The sequence below is a fragment of the Kitasatospora sp. NPDC059722 genome (assembly GCF_042733235.1).
Taxonomy (GTDB): Bacteria; Actinomycetota; Actinomycetes; order Streptomycetales; family Streptomycetaceae; genus Kitasatospora.
The window spans coordinates 3,346-17,339 of the sequence record NZ_JBHWGD010000109.1 but is presented as its reverse complement, the minus strand read 5'-3'; the positions used below and the strand labels follow the sequence as shown (position 1 = coordinate 17,339).

The following is a 13,994-nucleotide window of genomic DNA, read 5'->3' as shown; positions in this document are numbered from 1 at the left end:
GCCCGGGGGCACCCACCTCATACACCCCCCCCCCCCCCGCCCGGCCCGCCGCGACGGGGCGGGGCGGGCCCCCACTCGCCACCGGGGGGGGCCGCCCCGCCCCGGACCCCCCCCCACACCACCACCGTGGACTCACCCACCGGACAAGCGCTGTTGCCTCACCCAGGCCTGCACCTCCGAGACCTTGAACTGAAGCTTCGCGTTCCGCCCGCCACCGAACCGGTACGGAACAAGCCCCACCCGAGGTGCCTCCCGGTACACCCAGGCAACGGACATGTTCAGGTACTCGGCAGTCTGCTTCACACTCATGAACTGATCGGGCACGAGCTCCTCCTGCATGATGAACCGGAATTCGCGGAGCCCAAATATCGACGAAAGAGAAAGACTTGGCCGTGCCGTCACCATGTGATAGCGCACAGACAGAACACCGTTCCAGCGTGTTCGAAAACAGCATCGTTGGAGGCCAGCTGAGCAAGGTCCACCGAGCAGCTTCTCAAGGCCGACCGAACCCCTCATCCCCAAGGTTTTGAGTGAAGGGGCGCGGTTCCGCCCAGCGTCGGCCATAGGCGAATACCGCTGTTCCCGGCCCGTCGAAACGCCAGCTATCCCCGCTGTACGCCTACAGGTTTGCGAGAGGAGGCCCCGGTTGCGGCCGACGACTTTCGTCGCGGCGCCGGGGCTGGAGGCGACCGTTGCGCGCCAGCGGTAGGTCGAAGGGCCAGCTGGCTGATCCGGTCGGGGTTCAGCCGACAGCGGACGTGCAGGATGTCGCCCTGGCCCGCGTATGGGTGGGTGTCGTGGGCGGAACAGCGCCATTAACAGTCTGGCCTGCTTCACGGACCGCTTCGGTGGCGGCGGTCAGGTCGCGACACCAGGTGCGGGACGCCCTCGGGGTGCTGCGCTGGATGGCGTAGTCGACGTCGACGAGGCCGAAGCGCTGGTGGTGACCCTCAGCCCATCGAACAGGGTGTCATTTCAACCACACACCGACAGTGACCATTAACTCTCTCACAGGAAAAAGCCATTGGCCCAATCTCGATGGCCGTAGCGCGACCGCACCCCGGCATTCAACGCCCGCTACGCTGCGACCACTCCCGACACCACCCGTACGACGCTCTTGGCATCGGCTCCGAGTCCTGAAGTCCACCCGAACGAGGTCGAAATCCGCGGCGGCCTTCATCGTGTCATGCACCGGAGTGCACGTATCCGGCCCAGAGCGACGGCGCAGCGCGGTATCGGTCCCTCAGCTTGTGCACCGTCCGATGGAGGGCCTCGGCGGATCGGGGGATGGCAAGGTCGCCCGACTCGTTCCCGAGCATGTCGTAGAACGACCTCGCGGCCTGTTCCGCGACGGCATCATCGATCTCCCAGAGCGTCCCGATGACATGCCGGAAGCCCGCCAGCTGGAATGCGCTGGTCAGTTGGATGGCTTCATCCATGAGATCGGTGTTGGTGTTCGCCGCGGTGCTGCAGGCCGAGAGATAGGCGAGGTCTGCGGAGTCGAGGTTGATCCGAGCGAGGCTCGCCACGGTCAGCGGGTCGGATCGGTGGTCGCTGAGCAGGAGCCGGCTCCGTGACGGGTCCGTCCGGTCGGTGATCCCGTGGCAGGCGAGGTGAACGACGGCGCTCTGTTCCAACGCGGCGAGGACTTTATCCTTTGTCGGGTCGTCAGCACCGGCCCGGCCGTCCAGAGGTGCGGTGGCGACAAAGGTCTGCGGCGAGGGCAGGCGAGCACCCACCCAGTCGGCCTCGGCCGCAGCCTTGCTCAGTGGGGCGCCGTTCGGTAGACCGGGTGTGACAGGCATGGCCACGACCAGCGACCGACGGTCGACGGTCGAAGCCGCTCGCACGGCTCTCCGTGCGTACCGCAGCGAACGCATGCTCGGCGCGTACGAGGAGATCACGCAGTCCAGCACGGTGCGGCTGTCCTGCGGGTCACGGTGGTACCCGGCGGCATGGAGGGGCAGGAGTCCGAGAATCCCACCGGGAAGCCACCAGACGCGCGGCATCGGCGAATCGGGTGCCGGCAGGGAATCCAGGCCGAGGCTCAGGAGAACCGGTTCGGCGACGACGTCCCAGAGCCACTCCAGGACCGCCGACACATCACGTTGCGCCTGGATCCTCTCGGCTCGGGCAGCCTGCGGGTCGCCGGCCGTGACAAGAGCAGCGTAGAAGGCGTTGATCCGTCCAATGAGTGACTCGGCATCAAGTCCTCCGAGGCGGATCCTGCTGACGCCATTCTCCGTCACCGCAATGGCATCATTGCCGTACGTGCTGACGTTGAGAAGCACCACGGGGCCCAACCGAGCTTCCTTGATCAGGTCTTCGGCGACCGGTTGGCGAAGGAAGCCCGCGAAACCTTCCAACGAGCGCACCTCGTCGATCAGCTCGCCAAGGTCCAAGGCCGCCCGATGCTTGCCGAGTGGCTGCGATGCTCCACGCGCGCCGGCGCGCGTGGAAGCCTGGACGGCCGCAGTCGGCGGAGCAGGAACATCGGAGTCGAGCACGTCGGTCAGCTGGACAAACCGATCAGCCATGCGCGGGTGGGCTTGCCGAAGGGCTGTCAGGTCTGTCCTGTTCTCTAGTGCTTGGCCCAGCAAGACCGCACGCCCCGATTCCAGTACGACCAGTGCGCGCTCGAGCACGGCAAGGGCAGGCGGTTCCAAGCCGGAGCAGCCCAGCAGCAGCGCTGCGGCATCACCGGCGAGCCCGGACAGTTCACCGAGCTCGTACTGCTGGTCGCTTCGCCTGAGCCACCGTTCTGCAACGGTCGGCAACAGCTCGACTGCGGCAGCGAGCAGCTCGGCTCCCCGGGCAGGTTCCGACTCAGCGAGCAGCGCCGCGGCAGCCCTCGCCGCGCGGATCCGAGTGGACGGCGCACCGGAGGTGAGCTTCAGCGCCGCCTCGAAGGCGTCGACCGCCTCCTCCCTGCCATGGCCGGTCGCCTGGAACCGGGCAACCAGGGAAATCCCGAGATTTGCCAGCACAGCCGTCCGGGAGGGTTGGTCCGCCTGGCTGGCCACCACCGCTTGCCGGCCGGCTTCGATCGCGGACTCAAGGTCACTCAGATCACCGGTGGCCGTGAACCTCGAGCGCAGTGCGCCGCCCAGGTTGGAGATGAACCCTACGTGGTCGGGGTGGCCGACCGGCGTGACCTCTGCAGCCCGACCGAACAGCTCGACGGCGTCATCCAGGTCCCGCAGGTCGCCGGTGAGCCCGTACCTGGCCTCCAAGGACATCGCAAGGTTGGACAGAAGCAATCCACGATCAGGATCGTCGGCCGCCGCACGATGCGCGACCTCGGCGTTGGCCTGAACCGCCGCCTCCAGGTCTGCTTCCGCGCCGGTACGCCAGAATCGCGTCTGCATGGCTCCCGCGAGGTTGGAGAGGTACCTGGGTCGGTCCGGGTGGTCCGGCTGAGTGGCCGCGACAGCCTGCTCTCCGTACGAGATCGCGGCGTCCAGATCGGCCGTTGTGCCGGACCGCCTGAATCTCTCGGCCAGGGCGAGGGCCACGTTGGACAGGTGCCCCGGCAGGCCCGGGTGGTTCTCCGGTGTCGCCTCGACTGCCTGCTCCCCGAAAGCGATTGCAGCTTCCAGATCCGCGAGTTCTCCAACGGATCTGAACCGGGCGCTCAATGCGATGCCGAGATTGGACAGGTGGTTCGCGCGCTCGACATGGCGGTTCGGCGCGAGCTCGACCGCCTCTCGCAGGGCTACGATGCCAAGCTCCAGGTCGCCGGACACCGCCGTCAGCCGGAACCGCGCCTGCAACGCACCGCCGTAGTTGGACAGCGCCTCTGGTCGCTCGGAGTGTCCGGCCGGGGTGACCGCCAGGGCCTTCCCGAGGGCATCGACGGCATCGTCGATGTCCCGTACCGCCCCGCTGGCTTCGAAGCTGGTCTGCATGGCGTGTCCGAGGTTGCCGAGAACCGCGCGCAGCAGCCGGGAGTCGGCCGGCACACGGTCGGCCGCACGTCGACTCAGCAGGACGGCCTCAGCCAGATCCTCCACCTTCCCGAGTTGCTCGAACCTGATCCGATGAGCAGTTCCGAGGTTCGACAGGAATCCGGCAAACTCCGGGTCTTCCGACTCGGCGAGTTCCATCGCCTGCCGATGCCTGTGGATCGCCTCGTCCAGGTCCGCGAGGTCCCCGCTGTGTCCGAAGGCGATCACCAGCACCTCACCGAGGTTCGCCGACAGGGTCGGCGTGAGGGCATCTTCGCGGATGGCTAGGTCAACGCCTTGCCGAGCAGTGCCGAGGGATTCCTCCAGATCTGCTGACGTGCCGACAGATTTGAATCGGGAGAGCAGTGCCTGGCTCAGTAGCGCCAGCGCAGTGCAGTGCTGCGCCTCCCCCACCGGGAGAGCCGCAACCGCCCCCCTGAAGACAGCGATCGCTTCGTCGAGGTCGAATGGGTCGGTGCGGCGCTGGAAGCGTTCCTGAAGAGCCACCGCGAGCGTGATCAGGGCCTCTCCCCGGAGCGGTGAGTCGGGAAGACCTGCGGCCACCGCCCGCTGCATGTAGTCAAGGGCCTTCTCGAGATCAGCAGGCTCCTGGGTGACTCCGAACCTGCCCCACAGGATGGAGCCCGCGTTGAACAGAATCTCCGCGGGCGGGGAATGATCCGCTGGGGTGACCCTCACCGCCTCCTCGGCGAAAGCTGCGGCAGCATCCCGGTCCGCCGGGTCACCGAGCAGGTCGAACTGCCGCTGCAGGGCGATACCCAGATGTGACAGGCGCCGGGCTCGCATGGGGTCATCAGGTGCAGTGGCCGCAACGATGCGGTACCACAGCCGGACAACTGCGCGGACCTCGGAGCGGTCGACTTTCTCTAGAATCGAGGTCGCGCTGTTCACGACATTGTCGACAATAAGGGGGAGCAGAATCTCGGGTAGGGGCTCCACGTCAGCGATGAAGCAGGGTGTGAACGCCTCGACAGCGGCGATCCAGTCGTTTCGGCTCGCCCCTGGCCCCTGAGCCCTGATGCGATAGAAGTACACCCATCCCAGCACCAGCCACCCCCCGACGCCGCCCTCGCCCTTCCGCAGGCTCTGCTCGAGCAGCTGCGCGTTGGCGAGGATCTCGGGCCCAAGCGCGACTTTGGGATCATCGGCCAAGCGAGTCGAACCCAGCTGCTCCATCGCAGTGTTCAGGTGGTCCTGGTACAAGGCGGCTCCCGGCTGGTGCTGCATCTGGCTCTCCGGCGATGGTGACAGCCGGCCGGGCGGCGCTCCGGGCAATGGTCACAACTGATGTACGGTCAGAGACCGTACCGTCATGCGCCGTTGCCAACGCCATCCATACGTACCGACATGATTACCAGCACTCCTGCGATATCGTCCTCCCGGGCCGGATCCACGCGTCAACTGCTACTGCAGGCGCCACGCGAGTCGGACCAACAACTCCTGGGAGGGCAGATGGCTGACGGGCCGGACGATGAGCTTGCGGACACGATCGCATATGTCTGCGGGGATGCGGCGGGGATCCGCGAAGCACTGGAACCCGCTACCGAACCGCTGGACCGCCTCCTGGAAGCCGTGCGCGCCGGCGAGGACATCACCGCTGCCCTGAACGACCTCCACGTGGCCCTGCAAGCGGCAGGTGATGCCCTGGGCGTGTACGGCTACAACCGATCCCCGTCAAGTGGTCTGCGGCTCGCCGGTGCTGTGCCCTCCCGGCCGAGGGAGGCTCTCCTGATCTGCCCGACCGGACGTTGCAGCCGGTATGACCGGCCCGATCCGGTCGCTCCCGCTCCGACCTGCGCCATCGACGGCCTGGCGCTGCGCCGGACGCTGCTCTGACATGGGCGGTCTATTGGCGACACTCAGCGGCAAGTTGGCGGAACGCTGGCTGTCCCTACTGCTCCTTCCCGGCGCGTTGTTCGTGTCGACCGTCGCGGCCGCCCGGATGCTCGGTCACGGCCATGCCCTTGACCTCACCCTGCTGGTGCGCCAGGTGAAGCACTGGACGACCGCAATGAAGGTGGCCGGCCTTCCCGGCCTGGCCGTGGCCATGGCGGCGCTTCTACTTGCCTCCGTTGCGGCCGGACTTGCCGCCCAAGCCCTTGGCTCAGCATGCGAGTACGTCGTGCTGGCGAGCCGATGGGAAACCTGGCCGCCCCCGTTGCGGCAGCTCGCTCGGCGATGCGTCGACAGACGGCGCCGCAGGTGGGAACGCGAACGGGCCGCCTATGAGCGGGAATGGGACGCCGCCGCACGCCGCACAGCCCTCGCCGCCCTGTCCGATCCGCCCGCCGGTACGGCCGACCCGGTACCGGTCCGACGGGACGCCCTCCTCGACGTCGCGTACCAACGGTTCACTCGCATCTCCGAGTTCGAACCCCAACGCCCCACATGGACCGGTGACCGCATCCATGCCGTCACGGTCCGTCTCGACAGGACCTACCGCCTCGATCTCGGAGTCGTCTGGCCATCACTGTGGTTCACCCTGCCCGAAGCCGAACGCACCGAGATCAACGCGGCCCGTGAGGCCCTGACGCGTGCCACCACCCTGGCCGGCTGGTCACTGCTCTACCTCTTGCTCACGGCGAGCTGGTGGCCGGGGCTCGTAATCGCCGGTGTCACTGCGGCCACCGCCTGGCACCGCACCCGGGATGCCGCCGCCACCTACGCGCAACTCATCGAGGCGAGCACCCAGTTGCATGCCCGCGCGCTCGCCCGCCAGCTCGGAATCTGCCCGGAGGACGAGGAGTGCCTCACTCCCGAAACGGGATGGGATCTCACGCGCTTCCTGCAAGGACGTGGTCAGGGCACCGTGTCCGCCAACACACAGGTATCGACCACCAGCCTGCCGTGAACGCGCGGTAGCTACTGCGCGTCCGCGGACGACCGTGGAGGACGCATGGGGACACGGGACAGGTTGGTCGCAGCCGTCCGAGCCCGAGTCCGGCATCACCTGTCCCCTTCGCCCACGCCTCACGGTCTCCCCAGCCGATGGTTGGCGATCAGGTCGCGGTGCCCTCGGCGGCGGGCGCGCGCCTTCGAAGCATCTCTCGCCCAGCATCGCCGAGCTCCGCCAGATCCATCGCATCCTCTGTTACGGAGATCTCGACGCAGACGGCTTGTTATCCCCGCCAGAGCGTCCATCACTGCAACGCTCCTCGGCCTTCCGCGCGTTGAACCAGCGGCAGGCTGCTACGAGCTCCTCTTTACCCGGCCTCGCAGCACGGCGCCCAAGGTCGACCTATACCGTGCCCGGCTTCTCGCAGAATGGCTGCCGTCCACCCTCCAAGAACTGGCACTTGCGATGCTCTCATCAGGAAGGCGTATCGCGCAGAAAGCGGCGATCTGGAACCATCGCTCCTCGGAGCAGGACTGCCTCGCCATCCGGAAGGCCGCCGCCCCTGATTCAGGGGCAGGAGATCAGTAGGGAAAACACTGGTCCACCCAGGACAGGCCCGAGCGATTGAGGAATAGCCGGGCGCGAGTGACGGCGACGTAGGCGAGCATGCTCTCGGCCCGCTCCGGCGGCTCCAACCCTCCGTCCGATGTTGTGGGAGGGAGCGGGAAGTCGCCGGCGATCTCAACGTGGTTCCACTCCCTGCCCTTGGCGCGGTGGGCGGTGGACAGCACTAGCTCCGCCTGGGTCTCTACGGCCATCGCGTCTACCGCCGCGATCACCAGCTTCGGACTGTGGGTGTCGATGAGCTGGACGAACGTGCGCAGGTCGGCACCGGCCTCCTCGTTGCGGACGTACTCGCGCAGATGCTCCCAGTTGCGGAAGGCTGCCAGCTCGGGGTGGGTGCTGCCATTGCCCGCCTGCAGCGTGATCGCCGCCTGCGCAAGCGCCCTGATCTGCGCGCCGCCCCCAACCAGCCCAGGTCGCACGCCTTCGTTCAACGCCACGATCGCCCGCGCCACCGCCGTGGCGTTGGTCCGGCACAGCACGACGTCCGGACGCCGACCGTCCCCTTCGTCTGCCACTTGTGATGCCAATAGCTTCGTGCCGGACAGCTTCAAGGGCGACTCCAAGAGTGCTAGCCACTTGTTCGCCTCATGAGCGACGGCCTCGCCGAAGCGCCATGACTGTGACAACACAAGACGGTCCTCAGCCGGCCAGTTCGCCAGCGCGTCCACCGCCCCCAGCCAGGCGTAGAGCTGCTGACAGCTGTCGCCGACCGCGATCCGCTGCGCTTCCTGGTTTCGTACTACGTGGGCAATCACTGGCGGCGAGTCCTGTGCCTCATCGAGCATTACGAAGTCGGCCGGTAGCTTTGGGTCGCCCAGTGCCCAGATCTTCAGGTAGTGGTCGTGGCCGAACGCTAACAGGCCGCCCGGGTTCAACACGTCCTCCCAGGCCTTGAGCGCGAAAGGCAGCATGTGGGTCCGTAGTTGCCGTTCCTCGGTCTTAGTCAACCCTGGCGGCATGGGCAGATGACGCTTCATCAGCACCGGATCTGCACTGTTGCAAAAGCGGCTGATCCCCTCGGTGGCGATGCGGGCTTGCGCCGCCGCGTCCAACAGCAGATGTCCGTTGACCCGTACCGGTTCGAGGATCCGGAGGATCTCCGCCGACCGCTCCGCCGGCACCCGCGGACCGAGCCGGTGACCATAGTGGCGGCCGACCGTGGCGAAGGCCAGCGAATGCCGGGTCCGGCAGTCCACGTGTTTGGGGAAGCTCGCCCGAGCGTCGTCGACGGTGACGCGGTTGAACGCGACGTACAGGCCGCGGCCGCGCAGCAGCTCGCATGCCATCTTCAGTGTGCTGGTCTTTCCGGTGCCCGCGCCAGCCTCCACCACCAGGTTCTTGCCGCGTCTGCACGCCGACAGAATTCGCTGCTGCTCTCGCGTCGGTTTGAGGCCCGGTTTCGACGGCGTAGCCGGGGTCACGGCAAGGCGGGTCGGCCCGGCCGTCGTATCCCCCCTGGCCGGAGGGGAAACCTGGCGTTGCCCGACAGACGGTGCTCCCCAGGTGAGCGACGCCATCGGCAGGCCCAGCGCTCCGTACAAGCGCTCCAGCGAGGACCGCGTGGCGGCAGCAGCCTTGATCACCTCAATCAGCCGGTCAACGCCCAGACCCGTCAGTGCGCGCTGTTCGCGGCCAGCCCCCGGGGAAAGCTCTGCGAGAGCCTGGGAGGCCCTGAACCGAAGCTGACCTTCTTCGAGCAGCGGTTCGAGGGGCGGGCAGGCTACCGTGGCTGGGCCAACTGGCTGATCCGGAGCCGATGCCCGCGTCGTCGTCGGGGTCGACCGGACTGCGATGGCCGACGCGGGCAAGGTCGGGATGACTGCGCTGGCCGCGTTGGCGGTGCGGCGCCGCTCAGCCGCCTCCTTCCGGCATGTTGTCGAGCAGTACAGCGCGAAGTACCGTCTCTTCTCTGTGCTCAGAGCTCGCTCGCACACGGTGCAAGCCGGCCCGGGCACCACGACGTCGGAATCCGTCACAGCGCGCACTGTGGCGCACTACCGACCCGGTAGCCAAACCGGCGCCCCGGGATTCACCCGGTTGGACCCGCTAGAAAACACAGACTCAGGGCAGGGCGATCTGTCCGTCCGCCGGCCTCAGCGGGTCCGACAACAGTCGGGTGCCGTTCAACGCGTCCGAAAGTCGTGGGCCCAGGGCAGTCTTTCGGAGCCGCGCACGCCACTCCACTGCCTGCTTGAGCGCGTCCCGTTCACCGACCAGCACCAGCATCTTCTTCGCCCGGGTCACAGCGGTGTAAAGCAGGTTGCGCCGCAGCATGAGGCCTCCGCCGGACAGCGACAGGGGTACCACCACGTACGAGTATTCGCTGCCCTGGGAACGGTGGACGGTGACGGCGTAGGCGTGGACCAGGTCGTCGAGCTCGTCGAAGCCGTAGACGGCTTCGTCGCCGTCGTCGAGCAGCAGCGTGACCTCGCGTAGGCCGGTGTCGATAGCGGTGATCAGCGCGCCGGTGCCGTTGAGCACGCCGGCCGGGCCCTTTCGCATGTCGTTGCGGGTCGCCATGACGCGGTCACCGAGCCGAAACGGCCGGCCGTCTGCCCAATGCTGTACATCGCCGTCTGCAACTGGGTTGACGATGTCCTGAATCGCACGGGCCAGCTCCACCGACCCGGCCGTACGCCCGCGGTTGGGGCACAGCACCTGGACCTCGCCGGGACTGGTGTTGAAGCGGGCAGGCAGGCGGCGGGTGGCGATGTCGACCACGGTCTCTGCGAGTTTCTCAGGGTTCTCCTCGGGGATGAACCAGAACTCCCCGCGGCTGACCGGCAGCTTGCCCTGGTTGATGTCATGGGCGGCCCGGACGATCGCGGACTGCCGCTTCTGGCGAAAGACCTCGGTGAGTTGGACGCGTGGGATCGCCTTGACGGCTAGCAGGTCGGCCAGGACGCGGCCAGGGCCGACGCTGGGCAACTGATCGACGTCGCCGACCAGGAGCAGGTGCGCCCCAGTGGGGATCTTCTCCAGCAGCCGTTCGAAGAGTTGTACATCCAGCATCGACGCCTCGTCGATGATGAACAGCCCCGCTTCCAGCGGGTCGCGGTGGTCGAATAGCGTCGCCCCGCCCGCCGTGTGACGTGGCGGGCGGATCAGGCGATGCACCGTAGTGGCCACCATCCCGGTCAGTTCACTCAATCGACGTGCAGCACGGCCTGTCGGCGCGGCCAGCGCCACCTGCACACCCAATGCCTCGGCAACCGAGACCACCGCCTTGACCGTGTAGCTCTTCCCGCATCCCGGACCGCCCGTCAGCACAGCCACCGGGCAGGCCATCGCCATTCGCACCGCCCACTCCTGCTGCCTGGTCAGTCCAGAGACCTCCGCGCCCTTCGGCAGCGGCCCATCGCGCCAGTCTGCGGCCACGGCAAGCCGGGTATGGGCGCGGTGCAGTCGGGCCACGTGCGCAGTCACCTGTGTCTCGATGGAGAACATCCGGCGGCTGAACACACCTGGCACCTGACCGCCCTTGTATGGCAGCAGCTGCACGACCACCCGCTCCGCCGCCCTGAGCGCGTTTAGCTGCGGCACCAGCAGGTCCTCCTCGACGCCCAGCAACGCCCGGGAATGGGTGAGGAGCTCGCGCTCAGCCAGGAAGCAGTCCCCACTGCCGCCGACGTCGTCCAGAGCGAAAATCAGCCCGGCCTGTAGTCGCTCCGCTCCCACCTCCGGCCAGCCCAGGGAGAGCGCGACCTTGTCAGCCAGGCGGAAACCCAGCCCACGTACCTCCGTAAGCCGGTACGGCTTCTCCCGGACCGTCTCGACCACGGAGGCGCAGTCCACGCCGTCTGGCAGTTCCTGCCGAAAGTACTCCGCCACCTTCGGCGCCAGCGAGGGCGAAACCCCGGCCGACTGCAGCAGGATCATCAGCTCCCGCACGTCCTGATGCCGGTGCCAGGCGTCCACGATGTCGGCGTAGCGCGTCCGACCGATCAGGTGGACCTCCAGCAGCCGCTCCGGAGTCTCGTCCACCACTCGCAGTGTCTCCACGCCGAACTCCCCGACGATGGCCTCGGCCAGTTTGGGCCCGATTCCCCGCACCAGCCCCGAGGAGAGGTAGCGGCGGATCGCGTACAGCGTGGCAGGCGCGATGTACTCGCACCCCGTCACCGCGAACTCCTCGCCGTACACCGCATGCTGGCGTCTCGTTCCCGTCAAGCGCAGCGTCTCCCCTGGTTGCACCCCCAGGAGTGCCTTTCCGGACGCCTTCATTACCTCCTCGTCCGCCACCGCCATGCGCACCACAGTGAACCCGGCCGAATTGACGTGCACGACTCGCTCGACAACCCCCTCAATGCTCTCCTCTGGCACGTTTGCCTCCTCGCAGTACTGGTTCGACTCCTGACCAAGCCGACAACGACGCGCGCACCGTAACGCCATGTCAGCAGCATTCGGTGAAGCCCGGTGGCTCGCGAACTCGCCGCATCCCATGCCAGGACGGCACCATTCCCGTCTGACGCCCCTCAATCGGCAGTCACTCGATCGGTGACTAACCATCCTTCCTGTGCTGGGCCAGTCGAATGAAGAACCTCAACTAGATTCGCCCACAAACCGATTTATGCGCTGTGAGCTACAACCCACGCCGGGGCACCTACTCCGTGCCCGCTGGCCGCCCCCACCTGCTTCGAGATCTGCGTGCCAAGAACGCCACGATCGGCGACGCTGTCAAGGACCTGTGTGCCGATGACGACCCAGCCCTCTTCGAGGAACTGTCCGACGAGCTGTACAGCGCGTTCCGCACCGCATCCAATCTCACCCCCGTCCGAGCCGAGATCGCCTGCCGCTACCACCCCAACGGCGCTGTCGACCCGGATCCCCCCGAGGGCTGGGGTAAGTGCCTGCTGTGCAATGGCAACCGCCGCCGAGGCCGTCCCGTTCCGCCACCCGCCTCCAGCGGCGAGAACCTGCCGCAGGTCTACAGTTACGAACTGCCCCCGCCTCCATACAGCTTCGAGATGCTCAAGTCGTACATCTACGGCGCCAACGAGCTCATCTTCGAGCTCGGATTGGACTCAACGGACGAGGAGTTCGCCGCTGTCACCGATGAGCTCCGCCATTGCTTCGTCATCTCGCGCGAACTCGCCCGTGAACGCCCTCAGTCAGGCTGCGCTCGCCACCCCGGAGCGCCTCTGGACCCAACCGCCGACTATGCGTGCATCCTGTGCATGACCGGCCCCAAGCGCGGTACGGCCACCATCCTGCGCCCCGCCAAGAGTCAGCGGATCGCGCGGCCACGTAGCGACCGGAACGTCGCAGAGCCCGACCGTCAGTACCCGCCAAAACCAGCAGCTTTCGGTCCATGACACCGAAATGGATCCGTTGACTCTCGCAGAACGCAGGGCGGCTACAAAGAGGTTGCAGTTCGTCGACGCAAGACTGCAGTGCCATCACGGGTCGCCCAGCTAGGGGGCGGTGGCGCCCTACCCCTACTCAGTCGACGGGGAGGATCGGACGTGCCAAGACGTCTGCCCTGAGAAGGAATACTGCGCTCCTCTTCTGGATTGCTCTCTGCGTACGGTCGTGCGAAGGGGGCGTGGGTGACCGACCTGAAGGTGTTCCGGCTGGGTGGCGATGGCCGGGACGTGGAGCTGCGGGGTTCGACGGTGGCGCGGGAACGGGACTTGCAGCGGCGGGCCGAGGGGGCGCTGGAGGAGATGCTGGGGGTGCGGTTCCTGGCGTCGGAGTACGTGACGGGGCCTTGGCACCAGGGGCGGATCGACACGCTGGGGCTGGACGAGAACAACGTGCCGACGGTCGTGGAGTTCAAGCGTGGGCGCGACAGCGGACTGATCACGCAGACGATGTCGTACCTCGTCTGGCTGGCCGCGCACCGGCACGAGTTCGAGGCGTTGGTGCGTAGACGGCTGGGTGCCCAGGTCGCGGAGGCGATCGACTGGCGGCGGCCTCGAGCGATCTGTGTGGCGGGCGAGTTCTCGCGTCACGACCGTGTCGCTGCGTCTGCCCATCAGCGGGAGTTCCGGGTCGACCTGGTTCGTTACCGGGTGTTCGGTCCGAACCTGCTGACGTTGCAGCTGATCGAGACGGTCCCGGGCTTCGCCGCCACCGGCGCTGCGCAGGCGCCAGCCGCGCCGGCGGCCAAGACGAACGTCGAGCCAGCCGAAGTGTCAGCAACCGCGGGCTCGCAGGTGGAGGTGCCGGACTCCCTACGGGAGCTGTACGGCGAGCTGGACGAGGTGCTCATCGCGGCGGGTGAGCTGGAGGTGGTGGTGCTCAAGCACTACATCGCCTACCGGCGGATGCTGAACGTGGCGTCGGTGCTCTTCCGGCCGTCAGCGTCCCACCGGGCGATCCTGGTGTACCTGCGGCTGGACCCGGACACGGTCGAGCTGGAGGCGGGCTTCACGCGCGATGTCCGTGAGATCGGGCATCTGGGTACGGGTGATCTGGAGGTGCGGATCGCTTCGTCGGCGGACGTGGAGAAGGCGGTGCCGCTGATCCGCCGGGCGGTAGAGGAGTCCTAGCCGACAGGGAAGAGGGGGGCTGGTGGGTGTGGGGGTGAGCGCCCCCTCGACGAGGTGGGCGGCGGGGGA

8 protein-coding genes are annotated in these 13,994 nt (G+C 67.2%); 4 read left to right on the top strand and 4 right to left on the bottom strand.

What is annotated here, in order from left to right; all coding sequences use genetic code 11:
- Positions 1-132: 132 nt before the first annotated feature.
- Positions 133-324 (bottom strand): helix-turn-helix transcriptional regulator, encoded by a 192-nt coding sequence (locus ACFV4F_RS37580; RefSeq protein ID WP_380509564.1) that lies wholly within the window; start codon positions 322-324, stop codon positions 133-135.
- Between the two features lie 860 nt (positions 325-1,184).
- A complete protein-coding gene (locus ACFV4F_RS37575; protein WP_380509561.1) occupies positions 1,185-5,195 on the bottom strand; it encodes a CHAT domain-containing protein in 4,011 nt (1,336 codons plus the stop codon).
- A 225-nt stretch (positions 5,196-5,420) separates the two neighbouring features.
- Between ACFV4F_RS37575 and ACFV4F_RS37570 the strand changes: the two genes are divergently transcribed.
- Together ACFV4F_RS37570 and ACFV4F_RS37565 are read left to right on the top strand one after the other, a co-directional pair.
- Positions 5,421-5,804: a hypothetical protein gene (locus ACFV4F_RS37570; protein ID WP_380509558.1), complete on the top strand. Its 384-nt coding sequence runs from the start codon at positions 5,421-5,423 to the stop codon at positions 5,802-5,804.
- Between the two features lies 1 nt (position 5,805).
- The gene (locus ACFV4F_RS37565) at positions 5,806-6,819 is read left to right on the top strand and encodes a hypothetical protein (protein WP_380509555.1); all 1,014 of its coding nucleotides are present in this window, start codon (positions 5,806-5,808) and stop codon (positions 6,817-6,819) included.
- 566 nt (positions 6,820-7,385) lie between these two features.
- Here ACFV4F_RS37565 and ACFV4F_RS37560 read toward each other — a convergent pair.
- Both ACFV4F_RS37560 and ACFV4F_RS37555 read right to left on the bottom strand, forming a co-directional pair.
- Entirely contained in the window at positions 7,386-9,407 is a 2,022-nt protein-coding gene (locus ACFV4F_RS37560; protein WP_380441815.1) for an AAA family ATPase, read from the bottom strand.
- A gap of 85 nt (positions 9,408-9,492) precedes the next feature.
- Positions 9,493-11,754 (bottom strand): ATP-dependent RecD-like DNA helicase, encoded by a 2,262-nt coding sequence (locus ACFV4F_RS37555; protein ID WP_380509552.1) that lies wholly within the window; start codon positions 11,752-11,754, stop codon positions 9,493-9,495.
- Between the two features lie 254 nt (positions 11,755-12,008).
- Here ACFV4F_RS37555 and ACFV4F_RS37550 point away from each other — a divergent pair, with 254 nt between their 5' ends.
- On the top strand, positions 12,009-12,746 hold the full coding sequence (locus ACFV4F_RS37550; RefSeq protein ID WP_380441819.1) for a hypothetical protein: 738 nt from the start codon (positions 12,009-12,011) through the stop codon (positions 12,744-12,746).
- A gap of 234 nt (positions 12,747-12,980) precedes the next feature.
- Positions 12,981-13,925: a hypothetical protein gene (locus ACFV4F_RS37545; RefSeq protein ID WP_380509549.1), complete on the top strand. Its 945-nt coding sequence runs from the start codon at positions 12,981-12,983 to the stop codon at positions 13,923-13,925.
- Positions 13,926-13,994: the final 69 nt, after the last annotated feature.